Raw genomic sequence first — 25434 nt, 5'->3', positions numbered from 1 at the left:
AGTTTCTTTGCCTCTCCGCGTCATGCTCCGCATTGTGCCCCTCTCGGTGAAGGCCACGCCACCAGTCCCCTGCCCGGTGCCAGCGGCAGGAGTTCTGCTGCTCGCCCGGCGCCACTCTTGTGCGCTGTGGGGCGATCACGATGACGAACAACGCAGTGGCGTGGACCGCCCTGGGCCGGCTTTGGTCACCTCTGTGGGGTGGGGCTGACCTGCTCGAGGAGGCGGCGCACGAGCTGTTCAGTCTCGATCTCCATGTGTAGTTGCAGTGACCGGTTGACCTGGTCCAAGCGGGCGATCGCCGCGTTCAGGCCGCTGCGGTTGCCCGCGGCAGTTTCGATCTGGAACCAGTCGCGGTAGAGGAGTTCGGCGGTCTCGTCGACTTCCAGTCCGGTGGCGACGGCTCGGCGGGCAAGGGTGAGGTCATGGTGGCCGCCGGGGGCTAGGCGGTAGGTGGACACGGTGTGCGCGACGCTGACGATGCGCATCACCATTTCCTGCTGCAGGGGCTCGCTCCAGGGCAGCGGCTGCGGGCCGAAGGGGCGTCCGCGGACCTGGTCCAGGGCCTTCTCCAGCTGGGCGAGCCCATCAGGACCGTGCGGCAGGGCGGCTTCGACGGCCTTTTGGAAGCGGTGCCAGTCGCAGCAGATCTTCTCGGACAGTTCGTAGGGGTCGGACTTGATGGCGCGGCGCGGTACGTAGGAGGCGCCGTCCTCGTCCTTGCCCAGGCTGCGCCGCAGCCCACCCATCCGTGCATTGAGAGTGTCGCTCGACCAGGGGCTGGCCGGGCCCATGTCTGCGCACAGGGTGTCCGCACCGCGGCCCGGTTTCAGATGCAGCAGCGCGGCCAGTTGAGCCTCGCGGGTGCCGTGCCGGGAGGCCGTGACACCGGAGATGGTGACCGGCCCCAGAACGCGGATGAAGGGTACGCCGGGGTCAGCGTGAGTGGCGGGGACCCGCGATGCTACCTCATGAGGGGCGGGCCCTGGTGCTGTCGGCGCCTGGGGAGCAGCCTCCAGCCGGGAGGGGGAGCCGGCGGCTGCTTGTTCACCGCCGCCGGGCGCAGCCGGGTGCATCGCTTCGGGCGAAGCCGGAGGGTCCGGCAGGCTGATGGCAGCGGGGGAGGGGGAAGCAGCCAGCAACGCCGGAAAGACGCCCAGGCCTTCACCACCGTCCCCAGCGCTCTGCCCGCCGTCGCCTTTCGGAGCTGGTTTGGCGGCGGGGGCACGATGGGCGGGCCCAGGGACACCGGCGGCTTCGCCGGCCTGGTCCAAATGTCGTGCTGCGGCCGCGTCCCGGGCCGCATGCGAGGTCTGGGATTCGGAGGGCACATGCTGCCAGGCGCCGTCAGCGGGGAGAGCGTCCTGGCCGGAGACGGCCAGCGCAGCGGTGATTTCATCGACGGCCTGGCGCTGAAGGCGCTGCAGGGTGATGTCGGCTCCCAGGATGTCGACGCGCTGCGGCTGATCACTCGCCGCATCGATCACCTCGGTCTGCTCGAAAAGCAAGTTGGCGGATGAGGCCGGGGCGAGCAGCGCCACCTCCAGCACCCCGGACGCCTTGTCGAGAGTCTCGGCGAGCTGCCAGGCACTATCCGCCGTGAGTGCGGACGCGCACAGGATGAGGTAGGGGGCCCGAGCCTCTTCCCGCTCTTGGTGGGCTTCCAGGAGCCGCTCGGCGAAGTCCCGTGCGGCGTGGGCGCTTTCGCGCATGTACGCGATGCGGGAGGTGGGCAGGAGATGATTCAGGCCTTCCCCGAAGCCGACCATCACGACCTCGACGTCGGTGGCCCAGGGGCTCATGCCCACCTCCAGGGCCAGGGAGATGAGGACTTCCTCGACCTGCTCTGGCTCGCCGTCCAGGAGGACGACGCCGGCGTGCGGCAGATTGAGCAGAACCAGGTGACCCGACTCGTCCGCTCCGATCGTCACCATCCCCGGGTAGGGGGCATCGACCTGCGATGCGGCCTGCTCGTCAAGGAGCTCGACGGCGTCCTCGCACACCCACCAGCCGCCGACCCCCGCAGCGAAGGGGGTGGCCGGGGCGGCGTGCAGATCCTCGGGCAGCACCTGCACGCCGGAGCTGGTGAGGCGCGCGCCGCGCAACGCGGGCAGCGGCTGCCCCTCACGGGCGGAGTGATCGGCCAACGTCCGCAGAGCCCGGTCCAGGCGCAGCGGACCCGCAGAGTCGGCGGCCTGCGCCATCTGCGCCTCGGTGGGGGAGACATCCTCGGGCATGGCGATGAGCTCGCCTGGCTTGGTGCGACGGCGCTGCAGGATGCGGCGCATCGCCAGGGCCAACGTCACCGCGGCCGCCAGCGACACCAGGACCCCGGCCATGCGGGTGGTCAGCACACTCGATGAGTCCTCGGCACCGGCCTCAGCTGGGCGCTGGGTGGACGGTGCAGGGCTCGACGGCGTCCTCGGGGTGGCCGAGGGAATGTCGCCCTCCCGGTCGGACGGCGGCGCCGGTGGATGCTGGCCCGTGCGGTCCGGGGCAGGGGAGGGAGTGGGCTTGGCCGATCCGGTGGGCTTGTCGGCACCGCCTGCGGCCCCGCTGCCGTCCTTCCCGCGGTCCTTCTTCTCGTCCTGGTCCTGGCCGGTGTCCTTCTTCGGATCGTCCTTCTCGCCTCCGGACGTGTCACCGGGCGCGTTGGGCCGGTCCTCCTGGTGCGGGTCGGCGGGAGCATCGGTCGCCGGGATGGTGATCTTCTGGCCGGGGAAGATCAGGTTGGGGTCGCTCACGCGAGGCGTATCGCCCGGCTGGTCGGTGTCCTTGCTCGCCTCATACAGTTCTCCCCACCGTGCGGCATCCCCCGTCTCGTCCTGGGCGATAGCGGAGAGGGACTCGCCCGGCCTGACGATGTGGGTGCGCTTCGCGCCGGGCACATCGTCGTCGGTAGTGCCGATCGGCTGTTCGCCGGCGGCGAGTTGCACCTGCGGCGCAGGCATCTCCGGTGTATCCGAAGCGGGTTCTGCCTGTGCCATCTTGGCGTTGGCGGGCAGCCGTACTGACAGGCCGGACGGCAACAGTGCCGTGTCGGGCAGATGTGGATTGAGGGTGCGGATTTCGTGGGCGCGAGAACCGGAGCCGAGATACTCCACGGCCAAATCCCATACGGTCTCGCCGGTCTCACCCACCACATGCACCGGCCCAGCAGCGATATCCGGGGCACGGGAGGCCGCACGCCCGGCGTCTTCGGTGGTGCCTGCCTCGTCGGTGTGTACAGCGGGCTGCATGGGCGCCGTGGCGGCGAGTGCTGGAGCCGGTGCAGCCATCGCCGTCCCCGCGGGCAGCACCAGCAGCCCGCCCAGAAGGAGCCCGGCCAGCCGCTGCGGCGCACCCAGCACACGGCGCCTGCGCGCCGGACGACGCCGTACCAGGCCGGGCAGTTCCGCGAGCACACCCACGGCGAACCAGATCCACAAAGCCCAGGCCACCAGGGTCAGCACCGTCATCAAGACGTGCCCGTCGTCGGGGGACATCAGCGCTTCGGTGATGTCCGAACCGCTGGGCATGCCGCCGGGCAGGGTCCCGGCGGCGGCCAGGATCCAGGGCACGCCCACCAGCAGCAGTGCGAGCGCGGCGAGGCTGCCCGCCGCGCGCAGCAAGCGCCGGGCGAGAGCCGGGTGGTCGGGGGAGGGCTGGGACATTCTCAGGCTCCGGGGTCGGTGCGTTCGAGCGTGACATCGGCGTGTGCGGTGACCTGCATGCTGGAGTAGCCGAATCCGCCCAGCAGCAGCGTCTGGTAGGTGTCCTTCACGGTGATGTCGATGCTCTGACCGTCCTCGGCGATGGTCACGGTGCCCTGCACCCCGGCATCGGCCAGGAAGGCCTGCGCGGTCGCGACGGCCTTTTGCGGGTCGGCGCGGGTGCCTTCACCGGTGATCGCATCCGGGCCGTTGATCTCCTGGCCTGCGCTGCGGGCCGTCTCGGCGGCGATGTCCTCGGCATCGGCGGAGGCCATCAAGAGGCGCCCGCCGTCCACGAGCAGCGCCAACAGGCCGATCATGACGATGGCGAAGCCGAGGAAGTACAGCGTCACCGAACCCCGCTCACCCGCCCGCCGGGCGCGGCACCGGGCCAACAGATGCTCCTTGAGGCTCACTGCTCGCCCCCCTCACCGGTCCGGTCGACGTACCGGTCCACGGCGCTGTGCCGCGTTGCGGTGAGCGTCTTGGAGCCGGGCAGGCCCGGAACCGCCAGTTCGGCCAGGGGGATCGTGCAGTCCACCCGCACGGTAACGGTGCCCGGCTGGCCGGGCTGGGAGGGAAAGCCACTGGTGTCGACGACGATGTCCGAACTCGCGCACGTGCGCTGCGCCTGCCCGAGCGACTTCAACGCCGCTTGTCGGCCGCGGGCTTGGGCCGTGTCGGGATCATCCGATGCGCTGGCCGCGCGGGCAGCGGCGGCCGCCGCGTTCGCCGCGGTGCTGTCACCCAACCCGGCCAGGCCAAAGGCCGCGATAATGCCCAAGATCGGCACCAGCACCGTCAGACACAGCACCGCCTCCAGCGTGTAGGAACCCCGCTCACCGCCACCACGCGCACGCACTGCTCGCGCCAGGGCGGCACGCAGGGCGCCGACCGGTACGGCAACGCCGGCCTCCCCGAATGGGCTTGGGGTCTGGTGCACGCTCACCCGTTCTTCTCCACGGTGTCCTCGGCGCTGCGCTCGATCCGCAGATCCCACGGCAGAAAGTTCATGACCCGGCCGGTCACCGTCACCCGCACCCGCTCGCCTGTCGAACCCGCAGTGCTGACCCGTGACTCCTGGACCACCCCGACCTGGCTCAGCCAGGACTGCGCACGCGCAGCGCCTTGCCCAGGGGAGGACTGGAATTCGGCGCCGGTCTGCGCGCCCTTGCGGGCCGCGGTGTGAGCGGCGGTGCTGGCCAGGAAGAAAACGCCCAGCTGCAGGACGAGGCAAGAGATGACCAGCAGGACGGGCGCGATGATCAAAAACTCCAGGGTGGCGATGCCGCCATCCCCGCGGCGGCCGCGCCCGGCTTGCAGGCGGCTGTGCCACCACTGCCGCATCCGGGGTCTCATGCTCCGACTGCGGCCTTGAACCGGTCGATCAACGTCGTCGACGTGCTCTTGAAGACCGTGCCGAACGCCACGGCGACCCCCAGCACGACCGCCCCCAGGATCAACTTCTCCAAGGTCTCCATCCCGGCATCCCGGCGGGCGCCGGACATCTTCTCCACCCGGGTCAGCCAGACGGTGTGCAGCCGGACCAAGGCCTGGTCAAAAGCGTTGAACCTCATGATCTCTTGTCCCCTCGTTTCCACCACGCTTACCGCGTCGCGGTTGTTGATGGTCAGATGTTGGTCAGGGCGCTGAAAGCGGGATAGGCGAACATCACCAGCACGACGGTGAACAGCACCGTGCCGGGCACCACCAGGCGCTCAGAGGCAGAGTTGGCCTCGGCCTCGCGGTCGGTCAGCAGCCGCTGGCGCAGCAGCAGCGCCTGGGTCGCCAGGGTCTTTTGGATGGAGGCGCCGGCCCCGGCCAGGGAGAAACTCTCGGCGGGTGCGGCCAGTTCGGGAATCTCCAGCTGCTCGCCGAGCTGCTTGAGCGCTTCCCACTGCGGGATCCCCGCGAGTTCGGCGCGTTTGAGGGCGGCGCTGATCCGGGTCAGGATCCAGTGATCGCCGACCTCGGCGGTGCGCTGTACCGCCGCCTCCGGTCCCACGTTCGCGCCGCGCTCTAGCTGGGCGCGCTCGAGGAAGGAGGCGATGGCGTAGCGGACTTCCAGGCGGGCGGCCTTCGCCTTGCGGCGCACGGTGGCGTCCGCGTCGAACCAGATGTAGGCGGCGAACGCAATCGACACCAGAAACGGCGGCGCCCAGGACAGGCCGAATCCCGCCAGAGTGAGGAACAGTCCGGCGACGTGCACCATCACCAGCGCCAGCAGTGACCCCAAGACCTTGGTTCCCACGTGGTAGGCCACCGACTTGCCGAGCAGTTCCAGGTCGGCGCGCGGCACGCTCAGCCGGTGGCCGTGGGAGGCCAGGATCTGTTCCCCGGCTCGCTCCCACACCGAACCGTCCGGCCGGCGACGTCGCCCGCCCGACGCGGAGATCGTGGCGGTGTGGCCCGGTCGTGGTGTGGTGTTCTCCAGCCGGTCCAGGACGGCGTCCATGTCGGGGCGGGAGGGCAGCAGTTCCCGCACCAGCAGGAAAAGCCCTCCGCCGACGACGGCGCCGCACGCGAGTGCTCCGGGTGAGATCACAGCAGGGCCCCCTTCGTCTTCTGGATCGTGGGCTTGGTTGTGCAGTTGCCTACCGCGCTGGGGGTGCCGTCGCCGAGCCCGGCGGCGGTGGCCAGCGGGGCCAGCAGCCGCGGCGCGGGCCGGGACTGGGCGAGTTTGCGCATGCCGATCAGTGCACCGGTGAACATCGCCCCGAGCAGCAGCATCACCAGCTGGCCCGAAGCGGTGCGGTAAATCTCGCCCCAGGACGGGTTGGTGAGGATGTATGCGGCGATGGCCAGGGAGATGATCGATACCCAGCGGGTTCCGGTGCGGACCTGGGCGCGCTTGGCATCCAGGCTGCGCAGCGAGATTGCCTCCTGTTCGGTGAGCGTGGCCATGGACTGCAGGGCCCGGCTCAGGCCGGGTCCGTGGTCCTGGGCGTGGGTGAGGAAGAGCATTACCGCGTTGTCCACGGCGCCGTCGACGAACGCATCGGCGAATTGCCGGTAGGCGTGGGAGGGGTTGGCGCCCACCCGCAAGCGGGCGGCCAGCAGCCGCACCTGCGGACGGATCACCTGCGGGGCGCGGGTCGCGGAGGCGGTGATGGCGCTGTCCAGGGTGCCGCCGGTCTCGTGCACCCCGGCCAGCTGCTGCATCCACTCGGCCAGGGCTTCCAAGCGTACGATCTGGCGGCTGCTGGTCCCGGCCGGATTCCAGATCCACGGGATGCCCACGACCGCCACCCCCGCCAGCAGGCCGTGCACGGGGCGGGCCCAGATCAGCCACGCCCCCACCGTGGCCAGGGCCGCGGTGATGACGATGAACCGATAGCGCCGCGCCCAAGCCTCGGGCAGCGAGGCCTGCGCGGCCTGCCACCGCACCACCCAGCGGGAGGATGGTCGGCCGGTGGCCACCGCGACCCGGGTGGCGCCGCGACCGCCGATCAGGAGCCCGCCAACGATGAGCGCGCCGCACAGTGCGGCGAGCAGACTCCACTGGTCACTGCTCATGTGGCACTCCCCGATCCGCCCACTAGCCCCAGCGGTGCGGGCCAGGCCCCGTACTGGGGCACGGTCAGCCAGCGCCGGTCGAGCCCGGCCAGGCCCTCCAGCTCGGTGATGCAGGACGGGGCCAGCTGCGGCACTCCGCGCGGATCGGACCCGTTCGGCGCGAAGATCTCCTGGATGGAGGGGTGGCCGCCCTCACCGGGCTGCACTTCCAGGACATGCGAGATGAAGCGATGACGGCGCCCGCCGATCCGGGTCTGGTTGATCTGCTTCAAATAGACGATGAAGTTGATGGATGTGCCCACGAGTTCATGGACGTCGTCGCGGTGCATGCCCCGGCACAAGGTGACCAGACGGGGCAGCACCAGATTGGGGTAGGCAGCGTGCAGGGTGCACATGGATCCGGCGCCGCCCGCGCTCATCGCCTGCAGCATCGCGATCGCCTCACGGTCGCGGACCTCGCCGACGATGACGCGGGTGGAGAGCATGCGCAGGGCATGGGGGAACATCTCCTCGACGCTGATCTGGCCGACTTGATGTCCGTCGACGACCTCGCCGTTGGACTCGCGGGACTCCATCGCCAGAAACTGGGCGCCGCCCTGATGCTGGTCCAGGAACAGTTCGCGGTCGGACTCCAGGGTGACGACGCGTTCCTCCGGGGGGATCTTGTGGGCCAGGGCGCGCAGCAGGGATGTCTTGCCGGTGCCCATGTCCCCGGCGAACAGGATGTTCTTCTTCGCCAGGACCAGAGAGTGCAAGAACGCGGACAGGGCGGGGGAGAGGGTGCCCCACTCCTGGAGCTGCTCCAGGCTGGAGGTCAGTACTCGGTGGCGGCGCACGCCCAAAAACGGCACCGGGGTCAGCGTGGTGGCCTCGGCGCGTGATCCGTCGGGCAGACGGAAGCTGACCATCGGTGAGGAGGCGGACAGGCGCCGTTCGCGGTGACCGGAGTTGGAGGCCAGCCGGTTGATCAGCGCGATCAGTTCGTCGTCGCTCTGCGCGACCGGCTGGACTTTCGCGGTGGGCCGGTTGAAGTAGTCGACCTGGACGTCATCGCCCAGCACGACGACGTTCTCCACGTCCGGGTCATCCAGGTACTTCTGCAGCGGACCGGCGTGGAACAGCGCGTCGTAGACGGCCTGCGCGAGTGCCTCGACCTGCGCCGGGGTCAGCGCAGCCTGGCGGCGGGCCTGGTCGACGGCCCACCGTGAGACGCGCTCGGCCACCAGCGAGCGCGCCCGCTCCCGGCGCGCGGACTCGTTGGGCAGCGGGTCTTTCTCGTCGGCCGCCACGATGTCGTCACTGACCGCATCGCGCAGTGCGGCGATGTCCTGCGGCGAGGCGGGCAAAGCCCCCTGCCCGGTGACCTCTACGGCAGCCGGCGATGACAAGGCCACCGAGCGCAGCTTTGCGGCTCCCGGGGCGGCCGGCGCCGCGGGCCGCAGGGCCTGGCTCAGCACATCCTGCAACCGTGCCGGTGCGGGTGTCCCGTTCGCCAGGGGCGGCTCGATCCGGAGGTCAGCCATGGGTGCTCGCCCCCAGACGCGGGTCCCGGGCCGGCGGCGGTGCCTGCCTGCTCGAGGACAGCCGCTGCAGCACCCCGGCCACGACGGGCGAACTCACCGGCGCCGCAGGCATATCCAAAGCGCGTCGCCGGGTGTGCACGGCCACCGCGACGGACAGGACCGTCTTGCGCGCCTGCTTGATCAGGCCGAGCTTCATCAGTCTCGGCGGGCGCTGCGAACCGTGCGTGAACAGCGTGCCTGCTGTCGTATCCCAGGGCAGCATGTCGACCACCGGTACGGCGAAGCGCCGGGCGATCGCGTCGGTGCGCAACCCGCCCGCAGCGGCGGGCAGTTCCTGGATGACCAGCAGTCGCAGCGCATCCGCGCCGCTGCCACGCTGTTCCAGTTCGCCCTGCAGTAGCCGCGCCACCGGCAACGTCTGCGCCACCGACGTCAAGGAGTTGCGCACCACCAGCAGCACCACATCGGCCCGGTGCGCCAGCACCGCGGGAAACAGATTCGGGTGCAGCCCGCCGCCGTCGACGACTACCTGACCGGCATCGACCACCACGTCATACCCGGCGTGCTGGTCCATCGCCTGCAACAGCAGCGACAGCGGCTCCCACGTCCCGGCCAGCGCAGATGCCTGGGTCGGATCGGTCAGCCCCGGCAGCAGCAACCGGTTGCCTTCCGCGTCCAGCGGCCGCAGATGCGCCTCGAAAGCCTCGGCCAGCTGGTTTTGTAGGTGAGCCTGCGCCAGATGCCACAGCCCCACCTCCCCGCCCCACGCGCCCTGCCGGTAGCCGGAGCGAATCGAGGCCTGCTTCGCCGCCGCCTCCACCAGCAGGGAAGGGCGGGCACTGGAAAGGGCCAGAGCCAGCGAAGACACGGTGACACCGCAACCGTGGCCGCCGGCCAGCACCATCACGGACATCGCGGCCTCAGCCCCCGGCCTTCAGGACGATCGCCACCCGGCCCGCGCTCGCGTCGGAGGCCACCACACCACTGTCCGCATCCCGCACGGCGGTCTGCACCACCACATCACCACTGCTGGACGGTGCACCGACCTTGACAACACGCCCTGCCACCTCGGCGAGTTCAGGCTGCTCCTTGCCGACGACCTCGCCCTCCTTCGGCCGGGTCACCAGGCTCACGATGGCGCCGGGCCGCAGCGCGTCGACCGGCGCCATGCCCCGCTTCACCTCGACCGCCACCAGTGCCTCACCAGGCTGCAGCCCGCCCTTCCCGGTCAATTGCCGCGGAGTGAGCAGCGTCCCCTGGGACAGCGCGGCCACGGTCCGCCGCCCCACGACGGTGTCCTTCTTCGTTGCCGCCACCGGCTTGAGCCCGGGATCCTTCGGCAGCGCGACCACGCGCAGATCCGCAGCCGTGACCTTCTGCCCGGCGGGCACGTCCCGGGCCAGCGCCAGCACATCGGAGCGCTCCCCGGAGGCGTTCAATAACCCCGCGAACCCCAGCGCGCCGGCCAGCACCATCACCGCGCCGATCACCATGAACGACCGGCGTCGCCTGCGCGGCGGTTCCGGGTCGATGATGTCGAGATCCGGGCGCATCACGTCCCCGGCCGGCGGGGCGGGCACCGTCGCTCTGCTCTTCGTACCGCTCTTCAACACGTGCTGCCATCCCGCCTAATCGAGGACTCTCATCTCGCCCACGGACACCTCAAAGTCGCTCTCGCGTACCTCGGTGAACGCGCCCTGCTCCCCGGCACCCCCGGTGACCTGCCAGTTGACGGCCCATGTCGCGGTCGCGGTGCCCTTGAACTTGCCGCCTGCCTGGTCCTTGGACGACGTGCGGTAGAAGTAGCCGCAGTCAGGCGACTTGGCCATGCCGTAGGAGGCCTTGTACTTCGTGCCCGCGCCCTGACAAGTGACGGACTTCTCATCACCCATCGCCCAGCGGATCGAGGACACCTTCGCCGTCGCCGACACCGTCACCCCCGCCAACGTCGCGGAGGCCGTGTTGGGGCCAAACGTGGTGGGGGAGGGCTCCACCCACATCCACATCGGCACACCCACCGTGTACTTCCCCGCCGGACGCGGACTGGCGATCTTCGGACCGGTCAGCAGCATCCTGTCCACGGCCTCGCGTGCCAGCTGCTCCGGATCGACGTCGATGGCCGGGGCTTCAGCGGCCCAGAACACCTGTGGCAGAGCGCCCAAGGCGCCCGCGCCAATGGCAGCACCACCCTGCCCGAGACAGACCCGGGTGTAGATGGCGCCGTCACCCTCGTGGCCCTCCCAGACGGGGTCACTCTTGGGCGGCTGGGGTTCCAAACGCTCCACAGTGCACAACTGCGCGGGCGGCTTCCCCTTGCCTTGCCCCTTGCCGTTTCCCTGGTCTCTTCCCGCAGGGCGAGCGCTGCCTTGGTCTCGGCCGCCGCCACCTCCCGGCACCTGACGACATGTGGTGACCCACTTGCTGGTTCCCGGGCAGTTCCCGCCTACGACCGGGCCGGGATCTGCCTGCGCTACACCGGGCAGTGCGCCCCCGACCACGGCAGCGACGGTGAGCAGTAAGCCAGTGCGCTTCAGCAGACCTTGTCGCCGTGGGGCGTGAGCTTTGTGATCATCCACCGATTCTTCCCCCATCGCTCCGCGTCGGCCGTCGTCTCGTAGCGCAGTTCTTGCTCGGTCGGGAACGGCTGGACCTTTCCCGTCTTCTTGTTGACCGTCTGCCACTTGGAGATGTCCAGGCAGTCCGTGATCTGGGCCGTAGGCACTTCCCGGTCCAAATTCATCGCGGTGACCTCGATGTCCGAGTGAGTCGGCGTGCCCTTGGTTGCCGTCCCGGCCTGCTTCATGCTCAGGAGGTCTCCGAGCACTCCGCCGAGGGCTTCCTTAGTGGAGTACTTCTTCAGGTCAGTGCCCTCGTGGTCGCCCTTCGCGTACGCCTTGACCTGCTCCTCCCACATCCGGCCATAGACCTCGATGACTGCCTTCTTCTCCTTGGCCTGCGGATCAGCGCTCTTCGTGGGCTGGTCCACGGCTGGTTTGCTCGGCGGGGCTGAGGACTTGTCATCGGACGCGTCGGAGTCGCCGCTGCAGGCGGTGAGCGCGGCCCCCGCGCACAGGGCAAGGACCAGGGCTAGTGCCGCCTGCTGCGTTTTCCTGGTGCGAACGGCGGAATATGCCTTTTGGCTAGCTGCTCGAGTCACTATGTCTCCCAGTGCAGCGCGACGCTGAGCCGGTGATCTCCCGAGGGCTAAAACCACTGCGCTTGGGAGGCCACGGGTGGTGGCACCTGCGGTGATGTGTCTGCGTAGCGGTCAGGCTACGGCGCAGGGTGCTCACAGGTCACGCTGATCTCCCCAAGCGGGTAAGGGAGGTAGCGGATATTCAGTCACACCACGTTACCCGGATCGTTAGGCAGCGATGCTGCAGCGGTGACGGATCATGCAAGGGGAAAGACCCTCCGATGCAATGGCAAATTTTGGCATGGAGAGCGAATCCGGAACGTGGCACGCCGTGTTGACCTGTAACGGGTGCCCTATCGGTGAGACAGAACGGCAGGGTGGGGCGTACCGCTCGGCGACGGGGCGGAGAGTGTGAAGGTGAGGTAAATGGTGTGTCTGCCGGGGTGTTGGCGCCTGCCAATTTGGTCGTGGCGTGAGGAAGGGAAGGCGATCAACGCCCGGGAGGCTTTCAGAGTTCCACCTGTTCAGAGGAGGGTGGATGAAGGAGCTCGCGCGTGATGGATGCGGTGAGAATCCGACCGCATCAGTATGGCGGGCTGATCCTCGGGGGTACGACGACCAAGAGCAGGGCGCCGATGCGGTCCCTCCAGGGAACCTGTGCCGTGGGACGTTAGCCGGCCGGGCCGTAACGGCGAACGCGGAGCGGCTGCCACAGTGTCGGAAGCGGAAGCTCGTCTCGCTCATTCTGGCGTTTCAAGTGGCGACTGCGTGCGCGTGTGGTCGACCCGGGTGGCACCCGGGGTACCGCGCCGATTCGCGAACAATGCGACGGCTGCTGCTTGGGGGTGTGCGCGAAAATATGGCGTGAACCTGATGTGCGTGAGGCGGGAGAGCCAGTGCGATGCACATTGACGGCCGATCCCTCTCGCCGATCAGTACCGGCGGCGAAGCATGCAGCGGGAGGCAGGCTGGGGGCGTCCGTCCGGTCAAGGCGCAGTGCTGTGCAATGTGGAGCGCATTGGATGAGTCAAGTCTTGTCTTGGTGTGATCAGGCTGCAGGCCATGCAATTCTCGATCTTTTGGTTGCCCCTAGGGCGAGGGCGGCACCACCCTCACGCCGGTGGCGAATATGTCGGCTTTAGCGAAGGGTAGTTGGCAGTCGGACAGTGGTGCATCGGGTTCTCCGAGTGGGCCGCATCCGGCGGTCGACGGCGAGCAAATGCGCGACAGCCTTGCGTCCGTGCGGCCTGTCATGCCAGGCCGTCTACTGTCGTTACGGCCGGAGTGCTGGGTGCGAATGGGGTGAAGTGCGCCGGGGTGTGGTCGATGGGCAGCTCAGGGTGCCAGGCTGTGAGAATCTGGGCGCTGCACACAAAGAGGCCATCGGGAAGCTGATCGAGAGGGTGCCAGGTCCAATCGCCGACGCTCTCGTTTGGCTGCGTGGCTGGCTGCCCCCACCAAGTGGGGACGAGTGCACCGACGGTGACCCGCAGGACGCCTTCAACGTGGTCGACGAGAGTGCCCAGGAGTCTGACGTCTGCTGGGCGGGCGATCAGGCCGGTCTCCTCACCGAGCTCTCGGACCGCTGCGGCTTCAAAGGACTCCCCGGCCTCCACGGTTCCGCCCGGTAGTTCGAGGGTGCCGCGACGATGGCGGCCCAGCAGGATTCCGTGCTCGCTGAGGAGGATTGCTCCGACACCTACGGCCGCGTGCGCCACTGGCGGTCTGGTGCTCCGGGGGCGGCTGGAAGCCCGTGCTGGCCGGTCTGCCAGGCGGCGGGCGCGGACGAGCTGCTGGATGACCGGCGTGTTCCTATCGGGATGGCTCAGCAGGTCGATGGCCTCGACGCGGAAGCCGTACTTGGTGAGCAGGTCCTCCCACAGTTGGGGCGCCAGGACCCACATCTGAGTCGGCAACGGCGGGTCATCGCGCAGCAGGATCATCTGCTCACGCGGTGCCACCTCGGTGGAGGGGCCGCGGCCGTGCAGGTCGGTGTGCAGGAGCGAGAGGATCAGCGGTGCTCCGGCGCGCAGCCTGTTGCGCAGCGCCGGAAGAACACGACGTGGGTCGATAAACCCCAGCGTGCCGATCGCGTACGCGGCGTCGAACGGCTCGGCCTCTGCGAGATACGTGACCACATCTCCTTGTACGAACTCCGCTCCGGGGACGTCCGCGTGAGTGGAGACGGCGCGTTCGTGCTGGGTTGGGGACAGCTCGATTCCCGTGACACGAGCGCCGTGAGCCTGCACGAGATGGACGGCGTGATGGCCAGCCCCGGACCCGATGTCCAGGACACGGCGCCCCGCGATGTCGCCGAGGATTTCATCTCCCGGTCCGACTTCCTTCCAGGATGCCCAGGACATTCGGTCGGGGACGGGCGGGGTGTAGGCGCGCGCGAGCTGGCGCTGGCCGTAGATTGTCCAGGCTGTGGTGTTGATGTCTTCGATGGGCACGATGCCTCCTCGACGGGCGTGGCTGGAGATCAGGTGTACGTGGTGAGGTAGGAAGGCCCCGCGCCGCGCCGGGCTCGTTCGACGGCGTCCAGGCGGTCGATGGAGCGGGGTGCCATCAACTCCCGCCAGTCGGCGATCTCGTGGATGGCCCACATGTCGTGCTCGGAGGGATCGAGACGAATGTGCCGCAGCTGTTCCGCGGTCAGCCGGCCTCCGTCGAAGACGAAACCGACCTTGTTTAGCGGCATGCGGGGCCCGGCGTGCAGAAAGTGCGTCAAGAGCAGCTTCGGCGCACCCAGGCCGAGTTCGAGACCGGTCTCTTCGATGGCTTCCCGCCGGGCGGTCTGCAGTGGGTCCTCACCTTGCGCGTCGAGGTTGCCGCCGGGGAACTGCCAGTGCCGCGAGCCGTAGACCGAACGCAGCTGTATCGGCCGGTCGTGTTCGTCACGGATGTACAGGCAGCCGTACACCGTGTGATGGGGAACGGTCTGCGCGTACTGCGAGGGCGTCATCGGCATGGGGCGGCCTGGCCGGGCAGGACGGTGGTCGAACTCGAAGGCGAGGGCACCGAGCGCCTCCTTGGCCGGCGGGTAGATAGCGCGGAGTGTGCGCAGCAGGTCCTCGCGGGTAGCGTCCGGATCGATCCGCGTGGGTTCCACGGCGTCCAGCAGTTCCGCGAAGGACGCGTACCGGGTGATCTGCCCGGCGGTGACGTCGAGTTCGAGGTCGGAGTCCTCCTGGTGGAAGACGAGTGTGTCGCCTACGCGGATGTCCGCTTTCCCCGGCGTGCTCACCCCGACCTCCACAGTCTTGCGGCCGGAGGCAACCTGCGCGTAGTGCCGCTCGCGCAGCACGAGGTGGTGTTCGCGCACCGCTGCGGGCGGCACCTCCTGGTGGACCGGTGAACCTGCTGGTGGCAGGGGATGGGAGCGGCGCAGGACGAGGAACGCCAGGCCGTCGGCATCCGTGCGTTCCACGTGCGGCCAGTTGGCGTGCAGTTCATTCAGCTCGTCCTCGTCGAGCGCGGTGCCGCGGCGCTCTGCCGGGGTCTGGGCCGCTAGCGGAGTGATGACGATGAGGGCGCCGCCTGGTCGAAGATGCTGGCCCAGGTCGCGCAGGACGTGCCTCCGCTCTTGTAGGAAGGCGGCCACGAGTCGGAGCGTGATGAGGTCGTAGCCGGACTCGTGTAGCTGTCCCCAGTCGCCGTGTTCGATGTCGAGCCGTAGCCACCGTGCCACCTCGGGGTGGTTCGCGGCGCCGTCAGCGAGAGCGTGGTCGGACCAGTCCACCGCGTCCACGGTGTAGCCAAGGGAGGTGAGGTGCGAGGCGAGTTCGCCGAGTCCGCAGCCGACGTCGAGAGCCCGCCTGGCTGAGGGTGTGGGCACCTGCCTGGCGAGCAGGGAGCGCTCGGCATCGCCCAGGGGCCGGTATCGGCGGCCGTCGGCGTAGCCGCGATTCCATTCATCTTGCGTGGTGAACAACAGCGCATCCTTCCGGCAAGTGCAGGGGGTCCATGGGTGTAGAGCAGGCGGGGCGCCGGCTCAGAGCGTCTTGGGCGTAGGCGGCGGCTGCGACTCGGCCCACCGCTTCGACCAGCGAGGTGTGTGCATGGGGTGGCGGAGTGAGGCGGCGGTCTGTGTATGAGGCAAGTGCACTGGAGAGCTGCCCGAGTGCCGCGGCATCGGCCACGACGAGAGCCGCGCGGGTAGTGCCTGATGCATACGGTCGGCCGCCGCGCCCGTGTCAAGGACGGGGTGCATGGCGTGGGCGGTCGCGGCTCAGTGGCGGCCATGCCGGTGACGAGCTGGCAGGTCACCAGGAGGAGTACGGCTGTGTCATCGATGTGCCACGACACGGTGCCGAGCGGGTTGACGGAGCACTCGCCGCTGTAGCGGATTTCCGCAGGTGGTGGTGGGGGCGTCTCTTTGTTTGCGGTTGAGGCGGCAGTCACCGTCACCTGCATTCCTCCTGAGGGTTTGATGCCGCATCTGGGTGGCTCGGCGGTGCACGGCATAACGACGCCCCCGGGGATTCGAACGTGCTCGATTTCGGTCGTCCATCGACCCAGGAAATTTCCGGGTTCGGACGCGGGAGCTGAGTGTTTGGGGCCTGGCGCTACGACTCGGATTGGCTGAAACGCCGAGCTTGATACGGGTGTGGCGGTTGGGGTTGGCCATCTGTGGCGCTCGCCCTGGACGTGGTCTGTGTCGTGCAGGGCGAGAGCCGAGTTCTAGTACCCCATACTGAGGCGGCTTTCGAGCTTGTTGATGGTGTGGCCCTGGGACTTCGAGATGGTCTTCATGGGTGAGATGGTCACCTTTGGAGTGGCCGTGCGGTCGCTGCTCCAGGTGTTGATATGGGCGACCAGGTCCTGGGCCAAGGCAGATCCGTTGGGTCCGTACGCGGCAGCACCCAGGCGGAACGGTCGCCCAGGGTCGACTCCTTCACGGTCCGTGATCATGTAGGCGAGGGAGTCTTCCGAGATGAGGGCGGGGCTACGGCCAGGGATAGAGGGACGACGTACGCCCTGTTCCAGGGCTTTAGCGGTGGCTTCGATGCGGCACACCCGGTGGTCGCTGGCGGTGGCGCGCAGCCAGACGCCGTCGAAGGATTCTTCGCCACCGATGCGGGCTTCCGACCAGACTTCGCTGGAAGGTGCGTTGGACACGACGTCCTGCAGCGTGGTGGGGTCCACGTCCTGGTCCTGGTCGTAGTGGATGCGTACGGAGCCCTCGGCGTTGAGTGCTGAGGTTCGTTCTCCATCCTGTCCGATGATGGGGACGAATCCGCAAAGCTCCATCCCGTCGGACATGAGGCTGTCGCCGTGGCGGGTGAGGGCCACGGAACGGGTCTGCCCACGCCAGCGCAGGGGCAGGACGAGGCGCCCGCCGTCAGCGAGCTGGTCCCACCAGGTGCCGGGGATGTCCCAGACGCCGACGGTGGCGATCATCCGGGTGTACGGAGCGTGCTCGGGCGCTCCCTCAAGACCGTCCCGCTGGTACACGCGGACACGCTCGTACCCGGCTCGATTCAGGGTGGCGCGCGCGTGCAGGGCCACGTCAGCGTCGATGTCGATGCTGGTGACTTGGCCGTCGGCGCCCGCGAGTTCGGCGAGCAGCGCGGCGTTGTAGCCAGTGCCGGCGCCGATCTCCAGGATGTGGTCGCCAGGCTGGACGTCTAGTTGGTCGAGCATCAGCGCCACAACTGAGGGGACCGACGCGCAGGACAATGGGAGCGGGCCGCTGGGGTTGTCCTTGATGCTGACGGCGTGGTCGCTGTACGCGTCCGGCAGGGCGATTCCGGGGAGGTGGGCCTCACGGTGGACGGACCGCAGGACGCGTTCGACCTTCTGTGGAAGGGGCCGTTCGGCGATAATTTCGTCCACGAGGTGATTGCGCAGTTCGTCAGATGTGGGGGTGTGGGTCACAGCGGTCTCTTTCAGTTGAGGAGGAGGCAGGTCTCCCACGCCGCGTCTGCGGGGCGGGCAGGGTTGAGCGTGTGCAGCGCGAGAAGGACACCGTCAGCGCCGGTCAGGAGCCCGGTGCCCTTTGGTATCTCCTGCCGCACCATGTAGTCGGTGAGGCGGTTGTACAGGTGGGGGAGTTCCAGCTTGATGGCGTCCTTGCCTGCGTCGGCCGCGATCCGCTCGGCTGCCAACAACAGCCCGGCCCAGCCGTGGCACACCGTGGCATCCCGAATGCGTGAGAGCTGGCGGTGATCGGTGATGCACGTCAACAGGCTTTGTTCGGCGCACCGCTGCGCTGCGGCATCGTTTCGGGCGAGAGCGGCGAGTTGGAGGGCGCGCGCGATCCCAGGGGTGCCGTAGCACCAGGAGGGTCTGCCTGGGCGGACACCTGGAAGCGGGCCGCACAAGAACGGTCCTGTGCCCAGAGTCTCGGGCCACCCGGAGCCACCGCCGTTGAGAGGGCGTGCCCATGAGGTCAGCACACGGCAGCCCTCGTCCAGGGCGTTGTCCAGGCCGGACACGGTAACGGTGCCCGACCGGGCGCAGAGCGCGAGGAGGGCGAGAGGCCCGGCAACGCCATGGGCGAGGCCGAAGTTGGCGTGGCCCTGTGGCCAGTCCTCGTCATAGCGCCCACGAGGGCTGTCGTGCGCCCACCAGCCGGGCAGCTGTTGACCCTCGACCGTCGTCGGCTCGGTGAGGAGACGTACGAGGTAGGCCAACACCTGCTCTAGGAGGCCGGTGCTGTTGCGGTGCAGCAGGTATGCGCCGATCCCCGTGAGCCCGCTGATCAGGTCGAACTCCCGCATCCGCGGCGGCCGTCCGGAATCCATGCGGGCGTAGGCCGAGGCCAGGCGTCGTTCGACAATCGTGGCCACTTCGCGGTCCATGGCTTGCAGTGCGTTGGCGTAGAGCCTGTGGTCGGCCGTCTGCAGGACGTACGCGACAGCCGGTACGCCGTGATAGAGGCTTGCCGCGGGCGGGTGTGAATCCACGATCCAGGAGGCGAGAGCCTTGGCAGAGGTGTGCGCTGCATCCCAGGCGCCGCTGTGACGGGCGACGACCATCTCGTACAAGGCCGTGCCGGCGAGCCCGACGCCCAAGTCGTGAACGCTTTTCACTGCGCCCCCACGTGGGCCAGCAGCGACCGGCACGCCTGGCGGGCGGCGTGGCGACTGGTGGCCTCCGACTCTCGGTCTGGGCCGATGATCCGGTTGTGGTGCATGTGCAGCAACGATTCCAGGACTGGATTGAGCTGGGGCTCGGCGAGGTGGGCTTGGTACGCGCTGAGGGCGGCGCGGCGTTGGGTATTCGCCGCGACCAGGCGGGGTGAGGCATCAAGCGCCGCGTCAAGGCGGGCGTAGTGGAGGGTCTGCCGGGTGGTATCGAGCTGCCCTCCTTCCGAGGCGCGGGCTGAGCCCAGCCAGTCCAGACCTTGGTGTGCGCCGAGGAGGCCCTGCGCGAGATCGATCATTCCGAGAGCGCACAACACCCTCGAGTCCAGTGCCGGCAGGTCGGCAAGGGCATAGCGGACAGCGAGGCTATCCGTCACGAACACGTCTTCGGCGGCATCCATGGCGGCGTGGGTGCCGTAGCGGCCGAGTTCTGGCCGGTAGGCGTCGAACATCAGCCGGGAGGCGAGCCGGACGTCGGTGAGGCGGCCTGCCCAGGAGGAGAGCGCCTGCATGGTCCGGGTGAGTGCCTCGGCCCCGGCGGCCGCGATACGGATACGCAGGTGATCTTCTTCCTGCAATGAGCGATACCGTGTGAACCAGACGGTTGGATCACCAAGTTCCGCCAGCAGAGCGGGTAGTTGCTCGGTGAGAACTTCGTTCATCACTGTGGGGTGGGTGAACACCTTCGCCTGAAGCCACCGCTGCCGTCCGTCGCCCGGGTGTGCGAGTGACCGGTTGGTCACGAGGGGCGCGCGGGATAGGTCTGGGTGCGGCATCGGCGGTAGGGATGACGTGAGCGGCAGGGTGATCTCGTGAGCGTGCCCGATCCATCCGAGTTCGTCATCTGCTGGTGTCTCGGTCAAGACGGCGTGGCCTTTGCGCTGCAGGTGCCGGTACAGCAGTCGGGCGTGCAGCGGCTCGTTGAGGTCCAGACGGAGTGTGCGGTCGTCGTCCCGCAGTTCGATCAGGTCCGGGCAGTGCCATGTGGTGGCCCAGGCGGTCAGGGCCTGGTGCCAGGTCAGGTCGCATGCGCCTTTGGGAAGTTCCGTTGCGGCCAGATGCCAGCGCGCGGGGCTCAGGACGGCGTTGCGGTAGCTCACCTGTGGCAGGAAGGGCATGGGGGCGGAGAGTGGCCCCCAATCGAACTCGGTCCAGTGAGTGGCGAATCCGCGTCCGAGCAGGGCTAGGAATCGGGCCAGCGGTGGCGCCTGCTTTTCCAGCGCCAGAGGATGCAGCACCGTGGGCTCGATGACGCGTCGCCGGGAGATGCTGACCAGGTGCAGGTTCCTGCCGGTGGAGAAGACGGCGAGGTCATCGACGTCGATGACCTCGCCTCCTTGGGTCCTGTGCTCGCCGATGGAGATCACGTGCGGCAGCAGGGCGGGTATCCGCGCCACGTTCTCACCGTGTGGGTAGATCGGAGTGAACGACAGTTGGGCTGGCAGCGCGTCCTTCACCATCGTGGGCAGCGTTCGGTAAAGGTCCGGCAGGCCCTGCCCAAGCATTTCCGCGAACCGGCCGGTGAAGTTGCCGATGGTCCAAGCAGGTCGCACATCGAGCGTGAAGTCGCCCTGGTCCAGGGCTTGTGAACTGGCAGCGCGGACGCGGATGGCTAGCTCTACGTGAGGGGCGACCGCGGTGCTCGGTGTCTGGTCGCTGCTCAGCTTGTCGAGGTCGTTCTCGGTGAGGCGGATCTCGCGGGCTCCGGTCACGATCGCCTGCCATGCCTTGGCCATCAGTATTTCGTCGCGAGGCAGCACCTTGGGGGGCGGCTCGGCCCACAGGGAGTGCGGATAGTCGGCGGGCAGGCCTACGCCCGATGCGAGATCGGTGGCTTCGCGTACAGGGACCAGGCAGCCAGCTCCGTACCGTTCCCAGAAGATCGTCTGGTATGCCGCCCAAGCAGGCTTCTCTCCTTGCACGCGGGTGAGCCTCAGCAATGCGTGCGCGGCGTGCTCAGCATCGTCGAGAACTCGGGGCGGTATGCGCAGTGTTGCATCGAGATGTAGGTCAAGGCCGATCCGAGCGCGGCCGGCATCGGTGATTGCCTGCATCCGGTCCTCGGCGGTGACACGCAACGTCTTGGCGGTCTCCATCGATGCCGACTCATCGTGGGCGTCGAGGATATGCCGTACCTCGATCAAGCCGTCCACAACATCGAGAGCGCTCTGGCTGAGGATGGCGCTGTGTGGAAGGAGAGTCCTGATGATGTGCTCGGCGGGTTCGGTCTCCGTCATCGGTGCCATCAGGTTGCTCGTCAGGATGCCGCCTTCGAGCGCCGCACCGATCAGGTGCAGTGCCCTGTCGGTGGTGCCTCCCGCTTTGATGAGGTTGTTCACGAGCCCGCGGACGGGGATGGTGTCAGCGGCAGCGTCCAGCAGGACGGCCAGTGGCCGCGTGATGCGCGCGGTCGCCAGCCGCCCGTCGGACAGTGGCGTTTCGACTGTGGCACCCCGGCGCACTACGAGATCGTTGAGTCGTACGTCGAGGAGCAGCAGCACGTCGGGACGGCGCTGCAGATCCCGACGCACGTGGTCGAGCCACACGGTGTCGATCCGCGCCACCGCCCGGTGCGCTGTGCCGAACTCCGCCTGTGCTGTGCCCGGCGCCGCGGTGGCCACGCCCGCGAACAGGCCAAATGGGGTTGCCCGACCGGTAGCCCTCAGCAGGTAGTGAGCGACCGAGCAGACGGCCTTGCGCATCCGTTTAGGTGGTGCCTGGTGGTCGCGCAGGATCTTCTCCACGGATTCGACGAGCAGAGGGGAGGCTACCCGCAGGCTGTTGACGAAGGCGGCCTTGCTCCAAACCTCGCCCAGCCACTGATGGCAGGAGTCCAGATCGTCGACAGCAGGCCAGTGGTCTGGCCTGTCACCCAGTGGCACGACGGCGGCCCGCAGGAGCAGCACGCTGCCACGCCGCCGGAACGATGGTTTGCTCGTCATCCGGTGATCCCCTCAAATCCGTAAAGCGCAGGTGGGAGCCGTACGACTGGCTCCCACCTGCGCGCCGTCAGGTCAGCTCGACGAGCAGGAGGAGTCGCAGGTCTTCGCGCACCCGTCGCTGGTGTCGCAGGCGGCGGGGATGGGGAGGGGGGATCGCGTGAAGGTGAAGCCCAGGTCCCACTCCGCGTCAGGCAGAACGTCGGCCCCTGCGGGCGGCTCGGGCCGCGTTTCGATGGTCGAACTGGACATGTCTTGTCTCCTTGTCGTTCGTCCGCCTGCGTTGTGCGGGCGGGGAGACGCGGGGCCTCCGTGTCTGGCTGCCGCTGGGGGTGGCAGCCAGACACGCAAGTACCGCAGCGGTGTGGGAGAGGTGAGCGGAGGTCAGGTTGGCGGCCAGGAGAGGGCGATCCGGCTGTGCACCTTGTCGATGACCCGGTCTGCCGGGATCTGGTCATCGGGGGTGCCGGCCGGGTAGACCCGGATGCTCGGGGTGGGGCCGCCGCGCCGGTGAGCTTCCCAGTCGCCCAGGAGGTCGGCGATCTTGGCGGCGAGCTGCTCGGCGTTCGGGCCCAGGGCGTGCACGCCGTACTCGACGTGCTTGTCGTCCTCGGTGCGGCGGGTGACGAGGTAGGCGAAGGTGTCGTCTTCGACGGCGGCGAGGGCGTAGCGCTTGTTCACGGGGGCGACCAGGCCGGTGTCCATGTCCTCGTCGACGGACATGGTGCAAAAGCCTGGCAAGCTGATGGCCAGGTGCATCTGAAGGGTGTCGAGCAGTTCCCGCACGCCGATGGTGACGCTGGTCCACAGCTCGTGGCGTGGCGTCGTGACGGTGTTGTCGAGCTTGCTGGGTTCGGCGGGCGGCCCGTCGTCGAAGCGCAAAGCGATTTCGGGAGTCCCGTTGACCAGCAGGAGCTGTTCGTTGTGCCCGGTCGCGCCCTGCATGGGGACGAAGCCGCAGGCCTTCGCGGACTGCGACTCCAGGTGGTGATCGACGCGGGTGAAGGCGACGGAGCGGGTCAGGCCGCGCATCCGCAGGGGTACGACGAGACGCCCGCCGGGCTTGAGTTGACTACTCCAGGCAGGCGGCATGTCCCAGGCCCCTGCGGTGACCAGGATGACGTCCACCTCACCGAGGTCCGGGATCGGCTCGGCGGCGTCCGCGGTGACCACGCGCACCTGGCCGTAGTCGGATTCGGCGAGGAGACGTGCGGCGCGCTCGGTGACTTCCGTGTCGATGTCGACCGTGGTCACCTGGCCGTGGGGCCCAACCATTTCGGCCAGGTAGGCGGCGTTGAGGCCGCCCGAGCCGATCTCCAGCACTCGTATGCCCGGCTTGATCTCGGCCTGCTCCAGCTGAATGGCCTGGATCTGCGGCGCGGAGACGCTGCTGATCTGGACCCCGTGCTCGTCGGTCTTGGTGATCACAGCGTCATAGGGGGCGTAGGCCTCCTCCAGCGGAGTGCCGGGCGGGGTGAAGCGGTCGCGGGGCACCTTCTTCATGACCGCCCCGACCCCGGCCGTGGTGATCCAGCCCTCGTTCCGCAACTGGTCGATGGTCTGGTGGCGCAGGAGCGTGGCCTCGCAGGAGCGTGCGGTCGTCGCGTCGGACACTGGGGTTCCTTTATGTGGTGTCTGTGCGGTCGTGTAAGCGCGGGGTGTCTGCCGTCGGCGCGCGAGCCAGACCGGCGTGGGTGAGAGACGGCTACGCGCCGCTGGGCCAAGTGGTCGTCGAGCTCCGGCTGAAAAGTGGTCTCGGGTATCTCCACCGCTGTTCTCCCTGCTTTCGGTGGCCGGTTCGTATGGGGAGGAGCCCGGCGGGAGGAAAAGGGGCTCCTCCCCATACGCTTCGTCCGGCACCGGCCCTTGTCCCAGGCCCGGGTGCCGGGTGGTGCACCCACCCGTCGGTTGCGGCTGGTGGGCGTTGAGAGGGCCGGCCGCAGCTCCCCCACAGAGCACGGCCGGGGCGCCGAGGCAACGGCACCGTCTCCTTCACCGAGGGCATGGTCTCGGGCAACCGCGCAGGGTCGCGGAAATCCTGCGGCCCGGAAGGAGGACCCAGTCGTGGGTTGGTCATCTCCGCTGGGGGGACCAGGTGGGGCTGGAACGGGCTTGCTCCTCCTGACCTTTCCGATGCCACGATTAAGGGCCTTGGTGAGGCGGGGCGAGGGCTTGTGCGCGGTGCGCGGCAGATCGCGGGGCGGCGCTCGGAGCCAGCGGGTTTCAGGCTGAGCCGCCTGCCCGCTTCGCTGAGGGTTGGCTGCACACCGCGCCCAACGTGCGAGTCGGCGGGGATGCTGGAGCGCATGGAGGGCGCGTAGTCGCTGATCATTTCCCGGCCGCGGCGCCCGGCCAGATTCCAGAGTGCTTCGGCCCACTGGAAGGCCGGGTTGGCCTTGCACGCAGACAGGTAGGGAAGTTGGAGGCGGGGGGCGGGGAGTTGAAAGCCGACGCAGATGACTTCCTTGGCGTGGTTGACGTGGGCAGCGATGTGGTGCTCTGCCTTGTGCGAGGCCAGGCGCAGCAAGGCCAGGTACGCGTCTTCAACGCTGCGATAGGTGGGTGCCGTGCGCATCTTTCCTCCAGGGCGCGGACAGTCGTCGGGGCGAGGGAGGGGCAGGGGCAGAGCTCTGCGTCGGAGCCTCCCGGCGGTCCGGCGTGTGACTCCGCACGACGGCCGGTGCGAGGTCGTCCAGGTCCACCACGGCGAACGACCGCAGCGTGCGCACAAGCTGAGAGGCGAGGAACCACCGCAGGGCCGGGTCTCCGTACGGAACGGGGGCGTCGTCGCCCGCCAGGACTTCCACGCCGTTCACGCCATACATGTGCGGCGTTCCGATGACCCCGTACAGCGGTGCGCTCTGCGCCAGTAGGGCTACGTGCCCGTGCTCTGCGAGATAGGGGCAGCGCTTCGCGGCCACACGTGCGTGACGCAGGCAGACCGGGGGCTGAGCGGTGCGTACGGTAGTGCTCGATGTGGGCACGCCGTCCCTTTTGCTCTCCAGAAACAGGATTCCCTCGGAGGTCCGGGCGGCCTGGACACACACCTGACACTTCAGCTTGAGCATGGTCTCGCGCTGCCGCGCGGGATGGACCATCCGCCACTTCGGCTGGCCTGTCGGCAGCCGGTCGTCTCCGATCGACTGAGAGACCCGAGCCCAGAGGACGCCGCGCACGTCGCGGTCGTCCTTCGTCTCGTCCCAGTAGCCCAGGCGGGGAGAGCCACCGGCATAAAAGGCGGCACGCAGGGAGAGGAAGGAGTCGGCTTCTTCCCCCTCGCGAGCGGTGATGTAGGGGACCAGATGGTTTCTCGGCACCGTGGTCACGTGGCAGCTCCCACCGCGACAACGGGGCGGTTTGGGGCGACGATGCTGCCATCGGGGAGCAGTTCCCCCGTGTCATGGAAGTGAATGACACCGTTGCACAGCAACGTCCAGCCCATGACGTCGTCACGCGCCATGGGCTTGGCGGCATCACGATCCGCCCGTTCAGCGGTGGGGCAAGGGGGCTTGTGCAGACACATGCGCGTCGCGCTTCCTT

At 68.5% G+C, this 25434-nt stretch carries 21 protein-coding genes; all 21 read right to left on the bottom strand.

Features of this window, described 5'->3' with window-relative positions; translation table 11 throughout:
• Positions 1-185 precede the first annotated feature (185 nt).
• Complete coding sequence (locus ACWGIH_RS09525; RefSeq protein WP_453448191.1) at positions 186-3650, bottom strand: LysM peptidoglycan-binding domain-containing protein; 3465 nt, start codon at positions 3648-3650, stop codon at positions 186-188.
• Between the two features lie 2 nt (positions 3651-3652).
• The gene (locus tag ACWGIH_RS09520; protein ID WP_453448190.1) at positions 3653-4105 is read right to left on the bottom strand and encodes a TadE/TadG family type IV pilus assembly protein; all 453 of its coding nucleotides are present in this window, start codon (positions 4103-4105) and stop codon (positions 3653-3655) included.
• The gene (locus ACWGIH_RS09515; RefSeq protein ID WP_453448189.1) at positions 4102-4638 is read right to left on the bottom strand and encodes a hypothetical protein; all 537 of its coding nucleotides are present in this window, start codon (positions 4636-4638) and stop codon (positions 4102-4104) included. The genes ACWGIH_RS09520 and ACWGIH_RS09515 overlap by 4 nt, the downstream gene beginning before the upstream one ends.
• Positions 4635-5036: a TadE/TadG family type IV pilus assembly protein gene (locus tag ACWGIH_RS09510; RefSeq protein ID WP_453448188.1), complete on the bottom strand. Its 402-nt coding sequence runs from the start codon at positions 5034-5036 to the stop codon at positions 4635-4637. The genes ACWGIH_RS09515 and ACWGIH_RS09510 overlap by 4 nt, the downstream gene beginning before the upstream one ends.
• Positions 5037-5044: 8 nt before the next feature.
• Positions 5045-5266: a hypothetical protein gene (locus tag ACWGIH_RS09505; RefSeq protein ID WP_453448187.1), complete on the bottom strand. Its 222-nt coding sequence runs from the start codon at positions 5264-5266 to the stop codon at positions 5045-5047.
• A gap of 53 nt (positions 5267-5319) precedes the next feature.
• Positions 5320-6234, bottom strand: a complete 915-nt coding sequence (locus ACWGIH_RS09500; RefSeq protein WP_453448186.1) for a hypothetical protein — start codon at positions 6232-6234, stop codon at positions 5320-5322.
• A complete protein-coding gene (locus ACWGIH_RS09495; protein WP_453448185.1) occupies positions 6231-7205 on the bottom strand; it encodes a type II secretion system F family protein in 975 nt (324 codons plus the stop codon). Before ACWGIH_RS09495 ends, ACWGIH_RS09500 begins: the two co-directional genes overlap by 4 nt.
• A complete protein-coding gene (locus ACWGIH_RS09490) occupies positions 7202-8728 on the bottom strand; it encodes a CpaF family protein (RefSeq protein WP_453448184.1) in 1527 nt (508 codons plus the stop codon). The genes ACWGIH_RS09495 and ACWGIH_RS09490 overlap by 4 nt, the downstream gene beginning before the upstream one ends.
• A complete protein-coding gene (locus ACWGIH_RS09485) occupies positions 8721-9641 on the bottom strand; it encodes a hypothetical protein (RefSeq protein ID WP_453448183.1) in 921 nt (306 codons plus the stop codon). Before ACWGIH_RS09485 ends, ACWGIH_RS09490 begins: the two co-directional genes overlap by 8 nt.
• Positions 9642-9648: 7 nt before the next feature.
• Positions 9649-10281, bottom strand: a complete 633-nt coding sequence (locus ACWGIH_RS09480) for an SAF domain-containing protein (protein WP_453510454.1) — start codon at positions 10279-10281, stop codon at positions 9649-9651.
• Between the two features lie 75 nt (positions 10282-10356).
• Entirely contained in the window at positions 10357-11013 is a 657-nt protein-coding gene (locus ACWGIH_RS09475; RefSeq protein WP_453448181.1) for an ATP/GTP-binding protein, read from the bottom strand.
• Positions 11014-11258: 245 nt separating this feature from the next.
• The gene (locus ACWGIH_RS09470; protein WP_453448180.1) at positions 11259-11714 is read right to left on the bottom strand and encodes a hypothetical protein; all 456 of its coding nucleotides are present in this window, start codon (positions 11712-11714) and stop codon (positions 11259-11261) included.
• 1400 nt (positions 11715-13114) lie between these two features.
• On the bottom strand, positions 13115-14317 hold the full coding sequence (locus tag ACWGIH_RS09465) for a bifunctional class I SAM-dependent methyltransferase/NUDIX hydrolase (protein ID WP_453448179.1): 1203 nt from the start codon (positions 14315-14317) through the stop codon (positions 13115-13117).
• Between the two features lie 29 nt (positions 14318-14346).
• Positions 14347-15798, bottom strand: a complete 1452-nt coding sequence (locus tag ACWGIH_RS09460) for a methyltransferase (RefSeq protein ID WP_453448178.1) — start codon at positions 15796-15798, stop codon at positions 14347-14349.
• 749 nt (positions 15799-16547) lie between these two features.
• Positions 16548-17744 (bottom strand): methyltransferase, FxLD system, encoded by a 1197-nt coding sequence (fxlM, locus tag ACWGIH_RS09455; protein WP_453448177.1) that lies wholly within the window; start codon positions 17742-17744, stop codon positions 16548-16550.
• A gap of 11 nt (positions 17745-17755) precedes the next feature.
• The gene (locus tag ACWGIH_RS09450) at positions 17756-18901 is read right to left on the bottom strand and encodes a lanthionine synthetase C family protein (protein ID WP_453448176.1); all 1146 of its coding nucleotides are present in this window, start codon (positions 18899-18901) and stop codon (positions 17756-17758) included.
• Positions 18898-21897, bottom strand: a complete 3000-nt coding sequence (locus ACWGIH_RS09445; protein ID WP_453448175.1) for a lantibiotic dehydratase — start codon at positions 21895-21897, stop codon at positions 18898-18900. Before ACWGIH_RS09445 ends, ACWGIH_RS09450 begins: the two co-directional genes overlap by 4 nt.
• Before the next feature lie 72 nt (positions 21898-21969).
• Positions 21970-22146: a hypothetical protein gene (locus ACWGIH_RS09440; RefSeq protein WP_453448174.1), complete on the bottom strand. Its 177-nt coding sequence runs from the start codon at positions 22144-22146 to the stop codon at positions 21970-21972.
• 132 nt (positions 22147-22278) lie between these two features.
• A complete protein-coding gene (gene fxlM, locus ACWGIH_RS09435; protein ID WP_453448173.1) occupies positions 22279-23508 on the bottom strand; it encodes a methyltransferase, FxLD system in 1230 nt (409 codons plus the stop codon).
• 929 nt (positions 23509-24437) lie between these two features.
• Entirely contained in the window at positions 24438-25220 is a 783-nt protein-coding gene (locus ACWGIH_RS09430) for a hypothetical protein (protein WP_453448172.1), read from the bottom strand.
• Positions 25217-25417: a DUF5999 family protein gene (locus ACWGIH_RS09425; RefSeq protein ID WP_453448171.1), complete on the bottom strand. Its 201-nt coding sequence runs from the start codon at positions 25415-25417 to the stop codon at positions 25217-25219. The genes ACWGIH_RS09430 and ACWGIH_RS09425 overlap by 4 nt, the downstream gene beginning before the upstream one ends.
• Positions 25418-25434 lie beyond the last annotated feature (17 nt).

This window comes from Streptomyces sp. NPDC054872 (genome assembly GCF_053610705.1).
This window is presented reverse-complemented; position numbering and strand designations above follow the sequence as displayed.

Excerpts from the sequence above, each read along its gene's own strand:
- ACWGIH_RS09425 (WP_453448171.1), bottom strand. The coding sequence starts at position 25,417 with ATGTGTCTGCACAAGCCCCCTTGCCCCACCGCTGAACGGGCGGATCGT.
- ACWGIH_RS09490 (WP_453448184.1), bottom strand. The coding sequence starts at position 8,728 with ATGGCTGACCTCCGGATCGAGCCGCCCCTGGCGAACGGGACACCCGCA.
- ACWGIH_RS09485 (WP_453448183.1), bottom strand. The coding sequence starts at position 9,641 with ATGTCCGTGATGGTGCTGGCCGGCGGCCACGGTTGCGGTGTCACCGTG.
- ACWGIH_RS09480 (WP_453510454.1), bottom strand. The coding sequence starts at position 10,281 with ATGCGCCCGGATCTCGACATCATCGACCCGGAACCGCCGCGCAGGCGA.
- ACWGIH_RS09440 (WP_453448174.1), bottom strand. The coding sequence starts at position 22,146 with ATGTCCAGTTCGACCATCGAAACGCGGCCCGAGCCGCCCGCAGGGGCC.
- ACWGIH_RS09445 (WP_453448175.1), bottom strand. The coding sequence starts at position 21,897 with ATGACGAGCAAACCATCGTTCCGGCGGCGTGGCAGCGTGCTGCTCCTG.
- ACWGIH_RS09495 (WP_453448185.1), bottom strand. The coding sequence starts at position 7,205 with ATGAGCAGTGACCAGTGGAGTCTGCTCGCCGCACTGTGCGGCGCGCTC.
- ACWGIH_RS09510 (WP_453448188.1), bottom strand. The coding sequence starts at position 5,036 with ATGCGGCAGTGGTGGCACAGCCGCCTGCAAGCCGGGCGCGGCCGCCGC.
- ACWGIH_RS09525 (WP_453448191.1), bottom strand. The coding sequence starts at position 3,650 with ATGTCCCAGCCCTCCCCCGACCACCCGGCTCTCGCCCGGCGCTTGCTG.
- ACWGIH_RS09505 (WP_453448187.1), bottom strand. The coding sequence starts at position 5,266 with ATGAGGTTCAACGCTTTTGACCAGGCCTTGGTCCGGCTGCACACCGTC.